This is a genomic window from Marvinbryantia formatexigens DSM 14469 (assembly GCF_025148285.1).
Classification (GTDB): Bacteria; Bacillota; Clostridia; order Lachnospirales; family Lachnospiraceae; genus Marvinbryantia; species Marvinbryantia formatexigens.
In genome coordinates, this window is record NZ_CP102268.1 from 1,809,974 (window position 1) to 1,829,890 (window position 19,917).

The 19,917-nt window shown below is 49.0% G+C and carries 18 protein-coding genes and 1 tRNA gene; 5 read left to right on the forward strand and 14 right to left on the reverse strand.

The annotated features are described in order from the left end of the window. Nucleotides 1–252 precede the first annotated feature (252 nt). Nucleotides 253–2,256: a right-handed parallel beta-helix repeat-containing protein gene (locus NQ534_RS08745; protein WP_040782101.1), complete on the reverse strand. Its 2,004-nt coding sequence runs from the start codon at nucleotides 2,254–2,256 to the stop codon at nucleotides 253–255. A 174-nt stretch (nucleotides 2,257–2,430) separates the two neighbouring features. Here NQ534_RS08745 and NQ534_RS08750 point away from each other — a divergent pair, with 174 nt between their 5' ends. Both NQ534_RS08750 and NQ534_RS08755 read left to right on the forward strand, forming a co-directional pair. Beyond that, entirely contained in the window at nucleotides 2,431–3,213 is a 783-nt protein-coding gene (locus NQ534_RS08750; RefSeq protein ID WP_006860585.1) for an AraC family transcriptional regulator, read from the forward strand. Nucleotides 3,214–3,625: 412 nt separating this feature from the next. Next, nucleotides 3,626–4,801 carry a PD-(D/E)XK nuclease family transposase gene (locus NQ534_RS08755; protein WP_006860581.1) on the forward strand — a complete coding sequence of 392 codons (1,176 nt, stop codon included), beginning with the start codon at nucleotides 3,626–3,628 and terminating at the stop codon, nucleotides 4,799–4,801. A 189-nt stretch (nucleotides 4,802–4,990) separates the two neighbouring features. Here NQ534_RS08755 and NQ534_RS08760 read toward each other — a convergent pair whose 3' ends face one another. The 5 genes from NQ534_RS08760 to NQ534_RS08780 form a co-directional block, all read right to left on the reverse strand. After that, nucleotides 4,991–6,481 (reverse strand): YARHG domain-containing protein, encoded by a 1,491-nt coding sequence (locus NQ534_RS08760; protein ID WP_006860580.1) that lies wholly within the window; start codon nucleotides 6,479–6,481, stop codon nucleotides 4,991–4,993. Nucleotides 6,482–6,489: 8 nt separating this feature from the next. Next, complete coding sequence (locus tag NQ534_RS08765; RefSeq protein WP_006860579.1) at nucleotides 6,490–8,385, reverse strand: M56 family metallopeptidase; 1,896 nt, start codon at nucleotides 8,383–8,385, stop codon at nucleotides 6,490–6,492. Nucleotides 8,386–8,395: 10 nt separating this feature from the next. Then, nucleotides 8,396–8,752: a BlaI/MecI/CopY family transcriptional regulator gene (locus NQ534_RS08770; protein WP_006860578.1), complete on the reverse strand. Its 357-nt coding sequence runs from the start codon at nucleotides 8,750–8,752 to the stop codon at nucleotides 8,396–8,398. Between the two features lie 138 nt (nucleotides 8,753–8,890). Next, complete coding sequence (locus tag NQ534_RS08775; protein ID WP_006860577.1) at nucleotides 8,891–9,466, reverse strand: M48 family metallopeptidase; 576 nt, start codon at nucleotides 9,464–9,466, stop codon at nucleotides 8,891–8,893. Nucleotide 9,467: 1 nt separating this feature from the next. Next, nucleotides 9,468–10,226 (reverse strand): exodeoxyribonuclease III, encoded by a 759-nt coding sequence (locus NQ534_RS08780; RefSeq protein ID WP_040782092.1) that lies wholly within the window; start codon nucleotides 10,224–10,226, stop codon nucleotides 9,468–9,470. A gap of 223 nt (nucleotides 10,227–10,449) precedes the next feature. Between NQ534_RS08780 and NQ534_RS08785 the strand changes: the two genes are divergently transcribed. Continuing rightward, nucleotides 10,450–11,865: a family 4 glycosyl hydrolase gene (locus tag NQ534_RS08785; protein ID WP_040781979.1), complete on the forward strand. Its 1,416-nt coding sequence runs from the start codon at nucleotides 10,450–10,452 to the stop codon at nucleotides 11,863–11,865. A 119-nt stretch (nucleotides 11,866–11,984) separates the two neighbouring features. Here NQ534_RS08785 and NQ534_RS08790 read toward each other — a convergent pair whose 3' ends face one another. The 8 genes from NQ534_RS08790 to NQ534_RS08825 form a co-directional block, all read right to left on the reverse strand. After that, entirely contained in the window at nucleotides 11,985–12,428 is a 444-nt protein-coding gene (locus tag NQ534_RS08790; RefSeq protein ID WP_006860574.1) for a hypothetical protein, read from the reverse strand. Beyond that, nucleotides 12,406–12,879, reverse strand: a complete 474-nt coding sequence (locus NQ534_RS08795) for a DUF3990 domain-containing protein (RefSeq protein WP_143115742.1) — start codon at nucleotides 12,877–12,879, stop codon at nucleotides 12,406–12,408. Before NQ534_RS08795 ends, NQ534_RS08790 begins: the two co-directional genes overlap by 23 nt. 332 nt (nucleotides 12,880–13,211) lie before the next feature. Then, a tRNA-Lys gene (locus tag NQ534_RS08800) sits at nucleotides 13,212–13,284 on the reverse strand. 286 nt (nucleotides 13,285–13,570) lie between these two features. Beyond that, a complete protein-coding gene (locus NQ534_RS08805) occupies nucleotides 13,571–14,878 on the reverse strand; it encodes a glycoside hydrolase family 27 protein (protein ID WP_006860570.1) in 1,308 nt (435 codons plus the stop codon). A gap of 113 nt (nucleotides 14,879–14,991) precedes the next feature. Beyond that, nucleotides 14,992–15,648 (reverse strand): YesL family protein, encoded by a 657-nt coding sequence (locus NQ534_RS08810; protein ID WP_006860569.1) that lies wholly within the window; start codon nucleotides 15,646–15,648, stop codon nucleotides 14,992–14,994. A 109-nt stretch (nucleotides 15,649–15,757) separates the two neighbouring features. After that, entirely contained in the window at nucleotides 15,758–16,600 is an 843-nt protein-coding gene (locus tag NQ534_RS08815; RefSeq protein WP_006860568.1) for a carbohydrate ABC transporter permease, read from the reverse strand. Beyond that, nucleotides 16,600–17,472: a carbohydrate ABC transporter permease gene (locus NQ534_RS08820; RefSeq protein ID WP_006860567.1), complete on the reverse strand. Its 873-nt coding sequence runs from the start codon at nucleotides 17,470–17,472 to the stop codon at nucleotides 16,600–16,602. The genes NQ534_RS08815 and NQ534_RS08820 overlap by 1 nt, the downstream gene beginning before the upstream one ends. Before the next feature lie 106 nt (nucleotides 17,473–17,578). After that, nucleotides 17,579–18,865, reverse strand: a complete 1,287-nt coding sequence (locus tag NQ534_RS08825) for an ABC transporter substrate-binding protein (RefSeq protein ID WP_006860566.1) — start codon at nucleotides 18,863–18,865, stop codon at nucleotides 17,579–17,581. A gap of 207 nt (nucleotides 18,866–19,072) precedes the next feature. Here NQ534_RS08825 and NQ534_RS08830 point away from each other — a divergent pair, with 207 nt between their 5' ends. Next, nucleotides 19,073–19,435, forward strand: a complete 363-nt coding sequence (locus tag NQ534_RS08830; RefSeq protein WP_006860565.1) for a cupin domain-containing protein — start codon at nucleotides 19,073–19,075, stop codon at nucleotides 19,433–19,435. A 1-nt stretch (nucleotide 19,436) separates the two neighbouring features. Next, nucleotides 19,437–19,910 carry a helix-turn-helix transcriptional regulator gene (locus NQ534_RS08835; RefSeq protein WP_143115741.1) on the forward strand — a complete coding sequence of 158 codons (474 nt, stop codon included), beginning with the start codon at nucleotides 19,437–19,439 and terminating at the stop codon, nucleotides 19,908–19,910. Nucleotides 19,911–19,917: the final 7 nt, after the last annotated feature.

Consider the following 19,917-nt stretch of genomic DNA (forward strand, 5'->3'; position numbering starts at 1 on the left):
TCTTATCATTACAAATATGCATTTTCCATTAAATAAACTATCCAGATTATATAAAAAAGTGGGTTTTGACGAATCGAAACCCACTTTTTTATATATTTTGCACATTTTTAAAGATTTATCCGCCCCACGCTCCTGCAGTATGACGAATCCCTTAAAAAATCTGCTGTATGCTCTTTCTTTCCGTATCAGAATACCCCTGCACGTTCCGTCTGTCCGTATCAGAAAACCTGCTTCGCGTTCCGTCTGTCCGTATCAGAAGACCTGCTGCACGTTCTTTCTGCTCTCGAATGGTCCTGCCAGCGGATGGAGCCTGCGGTGCGCACCGTTGTAGTCGCTGTCAAAGAAAATCGGCGTGCCGTCCGGATTTTCAAATTTCTGCTCCGGCTCGAAGGCTTCTCCGAGAACCTCCGTGGAAACAAACGGCGTCTCAAATTCCGGCAGAAGCTCGTAAAGGTTTGTCTCCAGCATCACCTTGCCGTCCTCTTCCGTGAGCTTCCAGCTTACCGTATGCTCCCTGTCTTCCCGGTAGTTTTCCTCCGTGTCGCAGGGCTGCGCTCCATTGAAGTACACATTTCCGCCCGTATAGACCGGCATATGGTCATAATAGAAATCCTTATGTCCGTGGGCGACAATCGACTGCGGCGTAAACTGCGCGCGGTATGCCTCCTCCGTCGGATAGCCGTCATATGGCTTCGTTCCGCACACAAAGTTGAACTGCTTCTCCTCGCCCGTGCTCTTCACATAAGCAAGCAGGTCCTCACGCACCGGCTGCTGCACAAAAATATTGTTATAGAAACGCGCGTCGCCGTGCAGAATGGTCATAAAGCCCGCCACTTCCGTTCTGTGCGGCACATGGTACGGCGTATAACGGTTGGACGGCAGCACGCCTGCGCCGTTGTCCGTTCCGTCGCCCACCCAGGTAAAGGAACCGGCAATCAGATTGTGCACCATCGCCGTTCCCTGCGTGCTGATACGGCAGGAGCAGTTCGACAGCAGCAGATTGTTGTCCACCAGTGTCGGACCGTGCGAAACCTCGATGAAAATATCCTCCGCCAGGGACAGGGAATTCGTAATCTTTGTTCCCTTCGGCGGCACATTGTCGTGAAACAGGTTCTGCGTCACACGGGTGCCCTGCGCCTGCCAGTCCAGCCACAGACCGCGCGTGCAGTGATGGATATGGTTTCTCCGATAGATCACGTCGATTGCCGCGTGCATTTTGATGCCGCCGATCTCCGCACCCGCAAGGTCCTGCTTATTATTAATATGATGAATGTGGTTGTCCTCAATGATGGAGAACACGCCGCCAAGATGTCCGACAATGCCGGTCTGTCCGCAGTCGTGGATGTTGCAGCGGCGCACAATGTGATGACCGATATTCTCCTTCGTCCAGCCCTCAATCTGCGCCTGGCAGATAGCGTCTCTCTCCGTCTGGGTGCCGTCCTTGTAGTATTTTGTCGTCCACTTGTTTTCGTTGTTCGGCTGCAGATATTTTCCGAGCGAAATACCGGAGCATCTGGAATCGGAAATCTCGCAGTCTTCGATAATCCAGCCCTTCGACCAGTGCGGTCCTACCATGCCCTCCTGGTATGCCGTCGGCGGCGCCCACTGCGTAGCCGCCTGCTTTACTACAAAACCGGAAAGTGTAATATAATTCACGCCGGTCTTATCCGGGTAGAAGCAGTTTCTGCGCACATTGATCTCCACGTTTTCCCTCGTCGGATCCGCGCCCTGGAAGTTTGCGTAAATCACGGTCGTATCGCCGTCCTGCTCAGTATACCAGGTGTATACGGTCCCCTCCGGATCCCAGGAGGAGTTGTCCACCGCCGGATGCAGCACCTTATCCAGCGTAACTGCCTCGTACATTGCCTTTCCGTTTAAATAAACCTCCCCGGTATGTACCGGCTTGATGTCTGTGTTGTACCAGTCGCCCTTTACCAGAACCGTGTACGGGTTGTAGCTGCCGAAAATGCCGTTCGGAATCCGCGCCGTCCAGACGTCGCCCTCATAATTTGCCCAATCCTTCACTTCCTCCGCGCCGGTAATCACTGCTTTTCCAATCTCCTCGGAACGGTATACAATCGGCGCCTCTTCGGTTCCCGCATTCACCGGATTCACGTACTCACGATATACGCCCGGCGCCACGATTACCTCGTCGCCCGCCACGGCAAGCTTTGCCGCCTGCGTGATGGTCTGAAACGGCTTTTCCTTTGAGCCGTCGCCATTTCTTGCTGCCGTTGCTGAAACATAATACTTCATGTCCGTAATTCCCCCTTTTCTTTTGATGACCGGTGCTCCGTCCGGCTGCCGTCTGCGGAAACAGCCGGCATCTTCTTTTTTATACTTGCATCTTAACATGGCACTGCGTATAATGATAGTCAAAACAGCAATATTTTTAGCCAGATATTGCTGTCCAAAAAAGAGGAGGCCATCATGAATCCGTTTTACGAACAGCAGCATCAGACTCTGCGCACCGCCGTCTTAAATACGCTTTCTTTTCCGGAGCATCTGCATGCCCACACGGAATTTTTGTATGTGCAGGCGGGTGAGACGACTGTGTCCGTCGGAGCCGCCTCTTACGATATGAAGCAGGGCGACTGCGCGCTCATTTTTCCCGGACAGGTACACAGCTATCACGCTTCTTCAGATAACCGCATATGGCTGCTGATTTTTGACGCCGGCGTCGCCGCTTCTTTCCAGTACCTGCTGCAGAAATTCCGTCCCGCCTGCCCGTATCTGCCGGCGGGCCAGGTCTCCCCGGATATCGCACTCGCCGTCTGCCGCCTGGATGATATGAACATGGAAGAAAACCCGGCGCTTGCCGCCGCATGGATACAGATTATTCTCGGACACCTCCTGCCGCGGCTGGAACTCATCGAGAAAAAACAGCCAGAAAATGAGGACCTCACCTACCAGCTCATCCGCTATATGGCGGAGCATTTCCAGGAGCCCCTGTCGCTGGATTCCCTGGCAAAGGCGCTCCACGTAAATAAATATTATCTTTCACACATCTTCTCCGATAAGCTTCACATCAGCTTTCCACAGTATCTCGGACACCTGCGGGTGGATTACGCGTGCAACGCCATGCAGCATTCCGATAAATCGCTCACCGTTATCTGGGCGGAGGCAGGCTTTTCCAGCCAGCGCAGCTTCAACCGGATATTCCGCGAAATCCGGGGAATGAGCCCGCTGGCATACCGGAAGATGGTGAGGTAGGAAAAAACTGACAAAGTGTCAGCCAGATTAACCGGCTTCTCAGGTCAACGCAGTTTTACCTGTTATTCCTTCCCTGTTACTATGCTTCTTATGCTTTGCGGCTATTTTATATATAAAATGATGTGTTTAATATTTTACATATAAACTTTATTCGCATTATTGACTTTCTATTTGTTTTATGTTATTATCTTTTTGCATTTCATCCACCAGCATTCTTTTCGGACTTCTCCTCTGAAGTATCTTCCGAACTGACAATTAAATACCCCGCTTTTGCCCGTACCGGACATGCCCCGCGCTCCCCGGTCATCCGGCACAGCCAGAAGCTGCTTTTAAAATAACCATCAGATTTAATAACGGGCTTTCCTATGCGCAGCTGCATAGCCACTGAATATAGAATAAGGAGGAATCGTCTATGAACAACAAATTAGCAATGTATTTTCCGATGCTGAGAACAAGAGAAGAGGCGCTGTCCGAAATAACCGGCAGAAGCGACCTGCAGAATCTCTTCGCATCATGGAAAAAGGAACAGCAGGAAGAATTTCTGGACTTTATTACCGGCGCACGCGGTGTAAAAGTTCTGTACGATTTTATGTTCAAGGAAATCATGAATCCGGAAAGCGCCCCGGAACGTCTGGAGGACCTGCTTTCCTGCCTGCTGGAGCAAAAAATCAAAATCCTGCGCGTGCTGCCGAATGATACCACACGCATAGCGGATGAGTCATCCCTTCTGGTCACAGATATTGTGGCGGAACTGGAAGACGGCAGTGTCGTCAATATTGAAGTGCAGAAAATCGGCTATGCCTTTCCCGGCGAGCGCAGCGCCTGCTATTCAGCAGACCTGCTGCTGCGCCAGTACAGACGCGTGCGCAGCCAGAAGCAGAAAGCCTTCAGCTACCGGGATATCCGTGATGTTTTCACGATTGTATTTTTTGAAAAAAGCCCGGCTGAATTTCATCGGTACCCCGATATTTTCCTGCATCGCTTTACCCAGAAATCCGATACCGGTTTAAAGCTTAACCTGCTGCAGCAATATCTGTTTATTCCGCTTGACATCTTCCGGAAAATCCATCAAAATAAAGACATACAAAGCAAACTGGAGGCATGGCTTGTATTTCTGAGTATGGATGACCCCGAAGAAATCAGCAGGCTTCTGGAAACTTACCCGGAATTCAGGCCACTGTATGCGCACATCTACGATATGTGCCGGAATATGGAGGATGTTATGGGACTATTTTCTGAAGAATTACGCGAACTCGACCGCAACACCGTGCAGTATATGATTGACGAAATGCAGGACAACATCGACCGGAAAAAGGTACTGCTGGAACAGCAGAAGCAGCAACTGGAACAGATAAATCAGCAACTGATCCAGAAAGGGCAGGAGCTTTCCCAACAGGAGCAGCAACTGGAACAGACGAATCAGCAATTAGAAGCCCAGAATCAGCAGCTTGAAGCCCAGAACCTGCAACTGGAACAGACGAATCAACAACTGGAAGCCCAGAACCTGCAGCTTGAAGCCCAGAACCTGCAGCTTGCGCAGAAAGACAGGCAGATTGCCGAGCTGCAGAAGCTGCTGCAAAACAGATAACGCTTCGGTATATACACGCTCTTTGTAATACCTGGCGCTGTAAAAAAGAAACCCGCCCCTCGAAAATCAGCACCGCGCAAGCAACATATTCTTTCTGCATTTTCGTGCGTATCCCCGCGGGGCGGGTTTCAATTTCCTGCATCCACTCATTGAGAAATCTCAAGTGGATTTGAGCCTTTTTCCCTGGCCTTAATACAGCGTCATTACTTCTACTTCATTGATTGCCGGGTTATAAACAATATCCGCCTCCACTCCCGGCTGCAGGGCATCTACATATTCTTCCTGGATTTTACTGGTCACAAAATTCAGTGAAATCTCTGTTCCATCAGCGGTCCGGAGTCCAAAATTATTTCCATCCCGCCAGGTAACCGTTCCATGAACGTATCCCATATCATTGTTCTTGCCAAATATAATTCCATCCGAATCAAACATCCCGCCTTCCTTTTCCACTTTTGCACCGGGACTGCCAAGCGATTCCAGATAAGATTCCGTTTCCCCGGTATTATCCTCCGGATCCTGTTCCGTCCAGTCCGTATCGCCTGGTGCATACTGCCAGTCGCTCAGATATTCCGCACTGATGTAACCGTTCACGCCCTGGTAGCGCACCGGCATCCAGCCATTTGTCATCTGTCCGGTAATTTCCACGCCCGCTCCGCTTAATACAACCGCCAAAATCTTTCCCTCCACAGACGCCTGGTCGCGGAGATTTACCCCGGTAGTCGCATACATTTTTTTCAATGTCTGCCCCGCCGACGCTGTACCCGTTTCCTGCTCCCCGCTCATGCTGGAAAGAATAAACGCAATATTCTCCTGCTCGGTCTGGCTCAGCACACCCGGATTAAAATCGGCAGCTTCCACTGTACCGCTGTACCAGCTCTTCTGATTAAAATAGTCCTGTATACTCTGCGTTTCAAACTTTCTGTGATGTCTCGCATAAATCTCATTTATTGCCATCTGAAGCTGAGTGTTATTCATTCCGTCAAGGTCTGCGGCTGTCAGCTTCCCAAGAAAGCTGTTTTCCAGAATATATGCATCCTCCGCAATACTCCCCATATCCTCTGCGAAGCTGTCCTCATCTATCGCGCCTTCACCGGGCGATGAAATCACCGTGTTATCAATTATCCACTCCATATCATCCTGAAGATTTCTATACTCTTCCAATATAGCAGCATCGCTTTCATATGCCCTCAGGTCCGTCGGCTGCGTCACATAATATACTCCATGCTCCCCGCTTCCAAGCAGCTTGTAATTCGGCAGATAATCCATAAAATCATAATTTTCGCTGCAGTTCAGCCGGAAAATATTTCCCATATAATCGTATCCGTCTTCTCTTCCTTTTTCCCGTGACGCTATCTGGTAAAATGTCACCCCGTCGCCATCCTCTTCATATTCATAGAGTCCATTCCAGTCAGCCGGAATCGTAACCGCTACTTCCTCAAACTGCAGCACGCTTCTTCCCTGTGCGTCCGTCGTTTCCACACAGTCCCAGATATTCTCCGCTGCTGCGCACTGCCCCGCCAGCGCCGCTGCCAGCATCGCAGACCCCAGACCAAAATATATCCTTCTTCCAGTTTTTTTCTCCATCTTTTCGCATCCTTCCTTATAGATTTTCTTCCCCAATATTTTTCCGCCATCCGCAGAATCAAAGCCTTTATCGCGGGCAATACGCATCGATATCATCCCGCCTTCTAATATAACGCGATCAATTCCACATCCCCAAGTGCAGGATTAAAAATCACGTCTGCTTCCAGCCCCGGCTGAAGTGCCTCAACATACACCTCCGGCAATTTACTGGGCGCAAAATTCAGCGCCACCTCCGTTCCGTCCGCCGTCTGAAGACCAAAATTATTTCCATCCCTCCAGGTAATCGTTCCATGTGCGTAATTTACCGGAGCACTTTTACTTTCGTAAACACCATCACTCTGAAACATTTGCGACTGTTGTTTTATCGCGTCTGACGCAAATGACGCCAGATATGATTCCGATTCTCCCGTGCCATCCGTCATCCCGGCTCCGTCTTCTGTCCCTGTATTTCCCGCCGTGCCCGCATTATCTGGCGTATTCATACTGCCCACCGTACCTGTGTTCCCCGGCACAGCTGCATTTCCCGCCGCACCGTTTGCGCCCGTATTTTCTCCTGTTTCCATTACCGCAGGATCATTCGCTTCTGTCTCTGGAGTCTCTATTCTTTCCTCCGTCAGATAATCCGGACTGCTGTAGCCGCTGATTCCCCGGAAACGTACCGGTATCCAGCCATTTGTTTCTGCTCCTGTTATCTCAACCTGTTCTCCGGTACCGATTACCGTCAGAATTTCAGCGTCTGCATCGGCTCCCGCACGTAAATTTACTTCTGCCGCCGCATACATCCGCCTAAAAGCCATATCCGCAGAATCTGTCTGCTCAGGTTCCGTATTCCCCGGCATACTGTTATCATTTTTCTTCCGCAGACTTTCCAGACCTGCCGCCGCTGCCATGCTTTCTGTTTCCGGCGCTTTATTTATACGCTCTGTCTGCGCCGCACCTGCAGCCGGTTTTCCGTCTTCTCCGCTGCTTTCCGGAACAGCTTTTGCAAATGCCATGACCGACATCATCAAAATGCAGACTGCACATAAAAGCCCCTGTGTCCTTGCTTTTTTATATCTCATAATAGACACAATTCTTTCCTGTACAGCATTTTTCCCGAAACCGCTGCAAAACAACGACGTTCGTCTGCAGCTTTCCGCCTGCGATATTAATGCAAGTGCATAATTCTGTCTCTTTTCTGTTCCCAGAAATCTCACCACCGCCTCATCACAGGACAATTCCATATCCCTGTCAAAAAACAGGTACATCACCCACACAAGCGGATTAAACCAGTGCACACAGCAGATTATAAGACAGAAAAGCTTCCGCAGATTATCATGCCGCCGGATATGTACAAGTTCATGCAACATCACACATGATATCTGCTCACTGTCTGCCTGCAGTAATGATTTCGGCAAAATAATCCTGGATTTCCAGATACCGGCAGTAAGGGGCGTAGCGATTTGGTCAAACACCAGAACCGGAACCTTACTGTCAATACATCCCGCTCTTATCCGCGCCCGTTCTCTTTTTGAAACCGGAAGAGCCTGTCTCAGCATACGGCTCTCACGAAAATAGCCACAGCCTGCAACTGCCATACAGATTACCATACCCAGAATCCACAGCAACGGCAAAACAGGCTGCCCGGAAATTTTTCGATTAATGGCAGATGCCGGTGCATATTCCTGTTCCCGCATTTCCATACCAGCACTCGCTCCAGATACCTGTATAAGGTTCGCAGAATCCCTCAGACCTTCTTCAGCAGCCGCATAGATTCCTGCATCAGTTTCATCTCCTGCTATCCCCTCTTCGGTTTTGTCCCATACCTGTTCCTGGAATGGATATGGATGCGGAACATTCACCTTTACCGGGACACTGACCGGTATGACCAGCCGCAGAATCACAACTCCCCAGAGCATAACAAACAGCCACTTCGGAAGATGATGTATAAATAACCCCCGTACTATCAGTATAAATAAAATCAAAATCCCCGCCGATACATTCATAGCCAGCAGCGTCATTCATTTCACCTCATTTCAGCTTTTCTACCATTTCCTTTAACTGCGTAATTTCCTCGTCCGACAATGATGCTCCCGACAAAAATGCGGCAAAAAACTGCTTCTTTGAGCCGTTGAACATTTTATCAATCAACTCCTCTGTTTCGTGACTCTGTACTTCCTGCCTGCTCACCAGCGCATGGCACATAAATTTAGGATTGTAGCGTTCCACTGCCCCCTTTTCTATACACTTTTTGATTACCGTATACGTCGTATTACGATTCCATCCTGTTTCCTCCTGCAAAATTGCTGCAATCTTCGCTGCCGGCAAATCCCCCTCCCGCCAGAGCACTTCCATAATTTTTAATTCTGAATCGAATAATTTTACCATGTATACCTCCCGTAAGCAAAAATGACTATTGCAATAGTTAATTTGTATTTTTATACTATCACAATAGTCATTTCTCGTCAATATAAAATTATCCATTATTAAAAATATCAGAATCCGCCATGTCTCCGGAAAATATCCTTATTGCTCCCTCAGCATTCTGCGCCGCTCCCGGTAATCCGGCAGCTCCTTTTCCACGATTGCCCAGAATCGCGCGGAGTGGTTCATTTCCCTGCGGTGCGCCAGCTCGTGCACCACCACATAATCCAGCGCTTCCGGCGGCATCCGCATCAGCTTCCAGTTAAAATTCAGATTACCTTTGCCGCTGCAGCTTCCCCAGCGCGTTTTCTGCTCCCGGATGGTAATTCTCCCATAGGTAACACCCATGCGCTGCGCAAAATATGCCACCCGCTGCGGAATATACTGTTTTGCTGCTTCGATTCCTTCCGTGCGCTCCTGCTGCGTAATTTCGGGGCGGGCGCTTCTTTTCTGCATGGCTTCCTGTTTTTGCCGTATCCAGCTCTCATGCCTGCGCACAAAATCTTTTATCTGCCGCTCCGGCATCCGCAGCGGTACCCGCACCACCGTCTGCCCGTCCCCCTTCACCTGCAGACACATCGTTTTCCGCCGCGAGCGGATAACGGTGTATTCCGGCAGACCTTCTTCCCGTCTGTCCGGATTTCCGGCAGCGTTTAGCCTAATATTTTCCGCAGACATCCTACACCTCTATCTGCAGCTCTACCGGGCAATGATCGGAGCCTGTGATTTCCGTATGGATTCTGGCGTCAACCAGCCGGTCCTTCAGGCATTCCGATACACAGAAATAATCGATGCGCCATCCTGCGTTCTTCTCCCGCGCACGGAACCGGTAGGACCACCAGGAATAGACGCCCTCCTGCTCCGGATAAAAGTAGCGGTACGTATCAATAAATCCATTTTCCAGAATCTGACTAAACTTCTCGCGCTCCTCATCCGTAAAGCCCGCGTTTTTGCGGTTCGTTTTCGGATTTTTCAAATCAATCTCCTTATGGGCAACGTTTAAATCGCCGCAGAAAATCACCGGCTTGTTTTTCTCCAGCCCCTTCAGATATGCCAGGAACGCCTCCTCCCAAGTCATGCGGTAGGGCAGGCGCGCCAGCTCGTTCTGCGAATTTGGCGTATAAACTGTCACAAGATAATAAGTATCAAATTCCAGGGTAATCACACGCCCCTCCTGGTCATGCTCCTCGATACCGATGCCGTATGATACCGAAAGCGGCTCCTCCTTTGAAAAAACCGCCGTTCCGGAATAGCCCTTCTTTTTCGCATAATTCCAGTATTGATGGTACCCCTCCAGCGGCAGCTCAATCTGTCCTTCCTGCAGTTTGCTCTCCTGGATACAGAAAATATCTGCATCCGCCTCTTTAAAATACTCTAAAAAACCCTTCTGCACACAGGCGCGCAGCCCGTTTACATTCCAGGAAATCATCTTCTTCATCATACACAAACCTCTCTGTCTTTATAATTCTATGAGTTGTCCGAAAATGAACTCACTTTATTATACATGCATCCTGCCGCCGGCACAACCGTAACCATAAAAAGTTTTCCCTATCTGTTATCACATTTTTTTGTTATAATTTTTTTATTAATATGAATATTCGTAACCGTTTTGTCAGGCTGCCCTGTTATGAATGTTCCTGACATCGGAAAAGGAGGTCTCTATGCACTACAATTTATCGGAAAACAAGATGGAGGATTTAAAAATCGCTTATATCGGCGGAGGCTCCCGCGGCTGGGCGAGAACCTTTATGACGGACCTCGCGCTGGAAGCGCAGCTATCCGGCGAGATACGTCTGTATGATATCGACAGGGAAAGCGCCCTGCAGAATGAGAAAATCGGAAATGATTTGCGCACGCGTCCCGACGTGGTCGGAAACTGGCAGTACCGCACCTGCGACAGTCTGCAGGAAGCGCTGACCGGCGCGGATTTTGTCGTAATTTCTATTCTGCCCGGCACCTTCGATGAAATGGAATCAGATGTACATATGCCGGAGCGTCTCGGCGTCTGGCAGTCTGTGGGCGACACTACCGGACCGGGCGGCATTATCCGCGCGCTGCGCACGCTGCCGATGTACCGCACCATCGCGGAAGCAATCCGGACCTTCTCCCCGGATGCCTGGGTAATCAATTATTCGAACCCGATGAGCCTCTGTGTCCGTATGCTGTACCATGTATTTCCGGAAATTAAGGCGTTCGGCTGCTGTCATGAGGTGTTCGGAACGCAGGAGCTGCTGAAGGGGATTCTGGAAAAAGAACTGCATGTGGAAAATGTCCGCCGCGAAGACATCCATGTCAATGTTGTTGGAATCAATCATTTTACCTGGTTTACAGATGCTTCTTTCCGCGGAATTGATTTGTTTCCGGTTTTCGGCGACTATGCCGGGCGCCATTACGAAGAAGGCTTTGAGGATTCTGTCGCAAACTGGATGAATTCCAGCTTTAACTGCACTCACCGCGTCAAGTTTGACCTCTTCCGGCGCTATGAGGCAATCGCAGCCGCCGGTGACCGGCATCTTGCGGAATTTATGCCGGGCGATGAATATCTGAAGAATCCGGAGACGGTTTCCAGCTGGCGTTTTTCGCTGACCCCGGTCTCCTGGAGAAAAGAGGACTGCCGTCAGCGTATGGAAAAAAGCCGTCGTCTGTACAGCGGCGCGGAGAAGCTGGCCCTGACGCCAACCGGCGAAGAGGGCATCCTCCTGATTAAGGCGCTCTGCGGTCTGGGACGGGTAATCTCAAATGTAAATATTCCCAATACCCGGCTGCAGATACCAAACCTTCCCGCAGATACCGTGGTGGAGACAAACGCCGTATTCGACCGCGACAGCATCCGCCCGGTAGCCGCCGGCGAAATGCCAGAAGCCCTGAAGGAGCTGACAATGCCGCATATCCGCAATTATGAACGGGCTCTGCAGGCGGCAGAGCGGCCGGACCTTTCCCTTATTGTGGATGCCTTTATGGAAGACCCGAATATGAAGGGAAAACGCGTCACCCGCCCGCAGGCGGAATCGCTTGCAAAAGACATGATTCGGGCGACACAAAAATATCTGCCAAAGGAATGGACGGCATTTATCTGATAGACGCATTTACGGGGCGCGGGCTTTCGCCTGCGCCGTGCTCACGCCCTATAAATCCGTCACCTCATACGTTTGCCTGCATGCAAGCATGCGCAAACTCTGAGCTGCCGGATTTTTTCCTAGTCAAGCAGATATCCCGCTTTATATGAGCATTCCAGATAACTTGGATTTTGATAATAAACATCTGTTTTAAAATCCGAAATTTTTTCACTGATGAATGACGAAAACACCTGTAGCAGCTCTTCAGCCTCATGCCCCGGCTCTGCACAATCTTCTATAATAATACTGTATAATCTTCCAATATCTGTTTCACTCGGAATGGTATACTTACAATTTGAAATGGTATCAAATTCTCCCTGCGGAATGTTATACTGTTCAATTAATTCGTCACTTACCTGCTCAAAGGAAAGGCAGTGATTTACTTCCGCATCATACAACTGTTTATGAATCCCTTCTATCCCCAGCCTGTCCACTATTACTTTTCTCTTATTTTTTGTTTTGCGCGCAATATATTCAATTAATGAACACACATAAAATAAATCATTTTGCTCCTTCGTCGTCATAAACAACCTTACTCCCTTCAAATTTTAAACAATCCAGGGCCGACAACGTATGAAAGCTAATCTGATGTGTCGGATAACGAAATTCTGCCAGTGCCCAGAACTGCTTTCTGGTTATTTTCCCGCTTAAAAAATCATTCACATAATTCCAGACGGTATCATTTGCCATTGGTCCTTCTACAATATCGTAAGAGTGCGTTTCTCCTTTTCTGCATCTTGCAATAAAATCCAGCCATTCATCTGTCATTTTCTCAAATACTAAAACAGACAGTTTGTCATCTGGTTCATATAAATAAGAATTTATAACAGGTTCTCCTATTCCACGGTTTGCCCACCGTACAGCCTGTTTCCAATTATTTGTGCAGTAAAATCCCCATGAAAAATCTTTCGTATATCTGGTTTTCCTGCCTTCGGGAAATTCTACGACTTCCTTACTGGCATGGTATAAAAGCATCAGCATCCCTCCATGAAATATTCCCTTTCTCAGGGAATTGCATTATATCTGCAGTTAAATTTAGTGTAACACAAATTGCTGCCAAATGAAACAGCTTCATTTTTCTCAAAGCCACGCCAAGTCGTGTTCCTGTTTCCGCAGCAACGAGAAGCACCTCGAATCCGCTTCGCTCCTTCTCGGTCGCGGCAGTCGCCGCTTACAGATAAGAAAAAAATCCTTTCTGAAAACAAGTTTTCTCAAGGATTTTTTTCTTATCTAATCTTCTCGTTGCTTACGCGCAAAAGAAAAGCACCGCCCCCACAGCTCCTTGTCTGCAAAAGCGATACTTTAAGTGCGCGATCAGGGGCTCGAACCCTGGACACCCTGATTAAGAGTCAGGTGCTCTACCAACTGAGCTAATCGCGCTTTTATTCTTTTCTTTCGGTTTCCTACCGAACGAAACCTATTATATTATATTTCTCCTGCAAATGCAAGCCCTTTTTTATCTTTTTTTAAGATTTTTTGTAGGAGATTTTAAATAAATTTGCAAAGGTTCCCGTGAACGAAGAGAACCGTCCCTGGCAATTCGTAACAGAACAGCCAGGAAAAGGTCCTGTCGGACCTTTTCTCACCTGCCGGCAAAACAGGACCCGCCATGCAGCAAACAGCCTGCACAGGCGGCCTGCTGCATGACATGGCTGCTAACTGTTCATCACTTCTGTTCCAGATAATAGAGCTTCGCGTCATGGACGCCGATTTTTGCACAGAGCGCCTTTTCCTGCATTCCCAGATTTTCTCCGCTCCACAAGTCGGTCACATTATATGCTCCGGAAAGATTCAGCCGCTCAAACGGAATGGCAAAGCTGTTTTCCCAGCCCGCTATATTAAAAAGCGCCACATAGCTTCCGCCGTCCGTGCTCTCCGCCTGCCATGCAATAAAATCACTGGTTCTCACTATCTGGCGGGCATTGCGGCTGGTGCGCAGAAGGCGCAGGACCCTGTCGTTTGTCACCAGATCCCTCGTCCACTCATCCATATCCGTCAGCTCGCAGCCAAGCATCATGGGCGAACGGAATATGCTCCACAGCGTAAACATTGTCCGCTGCTCTTCCTGCGTCAGATTCGTCTGCCGCTCTTTCAGACCGTGCTCACAGCCGCGAATAGAAATATGCCCGACCGGAAGCATATCGCAGTCCGGATAACAGCCTTCCGAAACATACGGGCTCCAGTCATTGCAGCGTCCGAACATTTCCATAATATTTTCCCATTTATCCCAGAAATCATTTGTAATCCGCCACATATTGGCATTTTTGCGCAGGTGGGCAGCCTGACTGACCATAGCCGGTCCCGGTGAAAGACTGAGCACAATCGGTCTGCCGCAGCGGTCAATCGCTGTGCGCAGCATCTCTATTTCATCCCCGCCGTATGCCAGCGTACTTTCATCATTGACACGCCCGTATTTTACGCATATATCATCCACCTTGATATAATCAACACCCCAGGAAGCGTACAGCTCCAGCAGAGAATCATAATATTCCTGCGCGCCGGATCTTGCGGCATCCAGTCCGTACATGTCCGTATTCCAGCAGCAGATGGAGGCCGGATGCGCCACATCTCTTGCCCGGACGGACGTTCCCTTTACCGGTGTATTCTGCGCTACCGCCTGTCTGGGAATTCCGCGCATAATATGAATCCCGAATTTCAGCCCTTTTGCGTGAACATAATCTGCGACTGGTCCGAAGCCCTTTCCTCCCGCCGCAGAGGGAAAGCGGTTCTCTGCCGGAATCAGTCTTCCGTACTCGTCCATGCAAAGGTCTGCAAATATATGATAGTGACTGGAATCTGCCGTCGGTTCATACCACTGGATATCGCAGACGATGTATTCCCAGCCATATTCTTTCAGATGCTCCGCCATATAATCCGCGTTCTGAATCAGCTCCTTCTCAGTCACTGACGCGCCGTAGCAGTCCCAGCTGTTCCACCCCATCGGAGGATTCACAGCAAAATCATTTTTATTCATATTCTCATCCTCTCTTAAATTTTTATATATGGAAGTCTAAATCCCCAATTATCATACCTGCGGATTTCTCCGCGTTTCAGGCTCCCGCAGTTCTGACATCATATTAGCTGCACTTACTCCAGATACCAGGGCAAATCTTCCTCTCCCGCATATTTTCCCCGTTCCTTCTCCATATATTTCCGGAAGACCCTCTCTATCAGAAAAGAAGAAACAAATGCATACACGCCCGGCAGAATCACAAGAAGAAACGACCAGAGATAAATCAGCACAAAGCATACAAGCAGCAGCGCCAGAAGTCCAAGCGTGGCAGGCAGATTTCCCACTGCCATGCAGACTGCATACTGAAGCTGCCTGCCGGTCCGCGCCTCAAATCTGGAGATTACCGGAAAAATCCACACCACCGTCAGAAGCCACGGGAACGCCAGCACAATTCCGCCCGCTGCAAGCATATAGGGATTCATTCCATCCCCGCCCGTATACTTCAGGTAAGCCAGATACCCATAAACGGCAATCAGAGCGCCATATCCCCCATACAGAAGAGTCATCAGGATACCCTGCTTCAGATTGCTTTTAAAAGAATGAAAAAAAGACTTCCATACCGTTTCGCGTTTTCTGCGCACCACCTTCACCACGGTGTAGTAAAGTGCCGCGCTGGCAGGACCAATCGTCACGACCGGCACCGAACATACCAGCCAGAGAAATCCCGCAACCAGAACGTCCGCTATCTGATTGGTTTTATCAAAAACCGGAGCATCCAGCGATAGCTTCATACAGCCCCTCCTCTCCTTTTATGCCGCCCGTCTCAGCAGACCGGATATTCTCTTACGTTTCTGTCTGCTCCATTCGCAGTAACTTTCCATGCTGCCGTATAAAAATATATCAGCTCTTAATCGCGCTGTCCATCTGCCCCTGGATAAAATATTTCTGCAGGCACAGATATACCACAATCAGCGGCAGCATTCCGATAACCGCGGTAGCTGCGGCGGCTCCATAGTCATTCGACACCGCGGAAAAGAAGGTCTTAATAACCAGCGTAATTGTCCGCATTTCCGGCTTCTGCAGGAAATAATATGAATAAGTATACTCGTTCCAGACGCCCACACCCTGGAGAATCATCACGGTTACTGTTACCGTCTTCAGCTGGGGCAGAATAATTCTGAAGAAAATCTGCAGGTTCCCCGCCCCGTCAATGGCGGCAGCTTCATCCAGCGACACCGGAATCGACGAAATAAAATTCGTATACAGAAAAATCGACATTGGAAGTCCGAACGCCGAAAGCACCAGCACCATTCCCCAGTACGTCGAAGTCGCATGAAGATTCGACATCGTAGAATATATGCCGACCAGAATAGTAAGCGGCGTAATCATCATAACAGACATAATCAGGCTGCGCACTACCTCATTTACCTTCGACTGATTTCTGGACAGCGCATATCCTGCCATACATCCCAGCACAATCTCCACGATCAGCACCAGTACCGTAATAATCAGGCTGTTTTTCATACCGGTGAAAATCTCCCCGGCGGAAATAACCTTTTCAAAGTTTCCCCAGTAAATCGGATCCGGGAACTGTATTCTGGAGCTCGTATCCGCAAAGTCCTTCAGGGATACATTAATGATGATATAAAACGGGAAAAGGTAAATCAACAACAGAAACAGGCTAATCAGATACTTCCACCAGTCCTTTTTCCGGAATTTCATTCTCTCAGAACCGTTATCCATCAATACTCCACCTCCCTCTTGCGGAAATAAGCATTTACGCACATCGCGATCAGCATAATCAGGACAAATGAAAATACACCTATCGCTGCCGCATAGCCGGCGCGCTCGGCATCAAAATACCGGTTGGCAATGTAGGTCGCCAGCGAGTGCGTCTTTTTGGCAGGACCGCCGTCCGTCAGGGCAATAATTACATCGTAGAGCTTCAATCCGCCAATCAGATTATATGTTACAGAAGACGAGAGCGCCGGAACAAGAAGCGGCAGAATAATATAGCGGAAGCGCTGCCATGCGCTCGCCCCGTCTACCGTCGCCGCCTCAATGTAAGACTGAGACACGCCCTGGATACCTGCCAGGTAAATAACCATGCTGACTCCCACAAACTGCCACGTATTAATAAGTACAATTACCACGATGGCGGAAGTACCGTTGCCCAGCCAGTCATAGCCCTCCATCCCCAGGAATGCCAGAATATCATTTACCACACCTCCGTTATACTGGAAGAAAAAGTACATGATATATCCCATTACCAGACCGGAAACCATTGCCGGCATATAAATAACCGTGCGGATAATGCCTCTTCCCTTAAATTTACTGTTCAGAAACATTGCCAGTGCCAGACCAATCACCTGCTGTAAAAGGGTACATCCAAATCCATAAATCAGCGTATTTCTCAGTGAAGAGAGAAATACCTTATCTTTAAACATGGCAATATAATTGGAAATGCCGATGAATTCCTTGCTCTGGGAATATCCGTTCCATTTGAAAAAAGAAAGGTAGATGGAATTTCCCAGAGGATACGCGATAAACGCCAGCATAATTACTACCGCCGGAACATAAAACCAGTTCAGCTTTTGTTTTCTTTTTGCAGTCATGCGTCCTTTTCACCTCCGATAAAAAACTTCGCACCTGGACGGGTGCCTGACACTCATATCCAAGTGCGAAGTCTGTCGCATCAATCATGCCTCTTTTCTTTTGCCGTTAATTTCCCATCAGGTCGTTGTAGTTATCCGCTACCATCATAACCGCTTCATCCATATCCGCCTCCGGGTCGCCGTCGGAAAGCAGAACCTGTACCGCATCACTCATTACGCTCCACATGCCGCTGGGAAGATATTCGCGGTCAAAGAAGTTGTCGTAAATAAGGTCTCCGTCAAACTGTTCCTGCGCCTCTCTGAACGCGTTTGTCGTGTAAGCCGCCTGGTCCGTTTCATCAAGCTCAATATTTGTCAGAGCCGGGATACCGCCGTCAATCTGCACAATCTTTACCGCAACCTCCGGTCTTGCCAGATAGGAGAGGAACTGCTTGCAGGCATCCTCATGCTCTGTATCCTTCCAGATACCGAAGCAGCTGAAGTTACCTTCGCCGGTGCCGAAGTAAGAAGCTCCATCCGCCTCCTTAGACGGCACGGGCAGAATGCCCAGGTTCGCATTTTCGTTGTAGGCAAGCACAGACGGAATCATTTCTGTGGAATACAGCGTGAATGCGCCTTCATTGTTCGCCATTGCTTTGCAGATATCATCTTTCTTACCGCTTACATAGTCTTCGTTCATGTAACCCTTTGTGTACCAGTCAGCTAACATCTGGAAGCCCTCTCTTCCGTCCGCATCCCAGTCAAAGGTGCCGTCCTGCAGCGTCTCCGCCTTGTTATCCGCCAGATCGCTGTTTGTATACAGTGTCGGCCAGATATCTTCCAGCGAATAGGAATCATAGCCGTCACCCATGCAGATTTCCAGCGGAGTTGCTTCGGTATTATCCGCTACTGCCTGCAGCGCAGCGTCAAAATCGTCCCAGGTACGGATTGCGGAAGCATCCACGCCTGCTTCATCCAGAACATCCTTATTGTAAACGATCGCCGTAACCGCCTGTGTAATCGGCAGAATAAACAGCTCGCCGTCATCATTTGTGATAACATTCTTCAGTCCTTCATCGATGTTCGACACCCACTCCTGGTCACTCAGATCCATCATATATTCGCTGTAACGAATCAGGCTCCAGCCGTGCGTTGTCCACATATCCGGAAGGTCGCCGGAGGACATTCTTGTTTTCATGGCGGATTCGTAATCGTCGCCGCCGTTGTAAATCGTTACACCAATGCCCGTTTCTTCCGTAAAGTCTTTTGTAATCTGTTCAAAGACCGCAAAGTCCTCTGTGGTAAGATTATATGCCACTTCAATAGTTTCCTCGGCAGAAACCCCGCCTGTCATAGACATACACATAGCTGCGCAAAGAACTGCGCCTGTTATCTTCATACTGCTTTTCCGCATAATCTGCTCCTTTCTTTTTTCACAAAATTATTGTAACCGCTTTAACTTTTTTACTATTACAGCATGTGCACCTGCCGCCATTCGTTCGTTAAATGGCACAATTTTTGTCTAAATATTCTGTTGTATTTGACATTATAGCAGGTTCTTTGTTAGAATAATTAATATTCCTGTCAAAATATCACACATTTATTGCTGAGGTTGAAAATTATGCTTTACGAAAATAAAGAGGGTTCTTTTTATATTTACTGCGAAACCAGCCCGCTGCAATATCCGCTCCACCTTCACCAGTATATCGAGCTGGTTCATGTTGTGCGGGGAACACTTGATATGCAGATCGGAACGGAAAAATACCGGATCAACGCCGGCGAGCTGGCTGTCATTTTTCCAAATGTACTTCACGACTACCATACGCTCTCCGGTCCCGAAGAGACGCAGCTTCTTATTATCAACTGCTATATGCGCCTGCTGCCCTGGCACCAGAAGCCGCTGATGAACATGCTCCCTACCCCCCCTCATTCACGCAGGGCAGATTCACGCAGACGTGCTGTACGCAGAGAAGCGCCTGTTTGAAATGAATCTTTCAGAAGATAATACAGCACTGGCAGGGACGCTCATCAGCCTGATGCTCTGTCGTCTGCTGCCAGTGCTCACTCTTACAGAATATCAGAAGCTCCCCACCGGAGAGCTTCCCACAGATATTCTGACCTATATTGCCAATCATTACCGTGAGGACATTTCCCTGTCCTCTGTCGCCGCGCAGTTCGGAACCGGAAAATTTGTTCTTTCCCGGATTTTTTCCAACGTGCTCGGCGTCAGCTTTACCGACTATGTAAATTCCCTGCGGCTTTCCCATGCCCAGCATCTGCTCGCGAGCACAGACCGCAACATCCTGGACATTGCCCTGGAATGCGGCTATCACAACCAGCAGACCTTCAACCGGGTATTCAAAGCCCGTTTTTCCTGCACGCCGAAGGAATTCCGCAAAAGTCACCCCGGACATATCGAAGTACCTTTAGAGTGCTTTTTTACCGGCGAAACCGGGTAGGGGCACT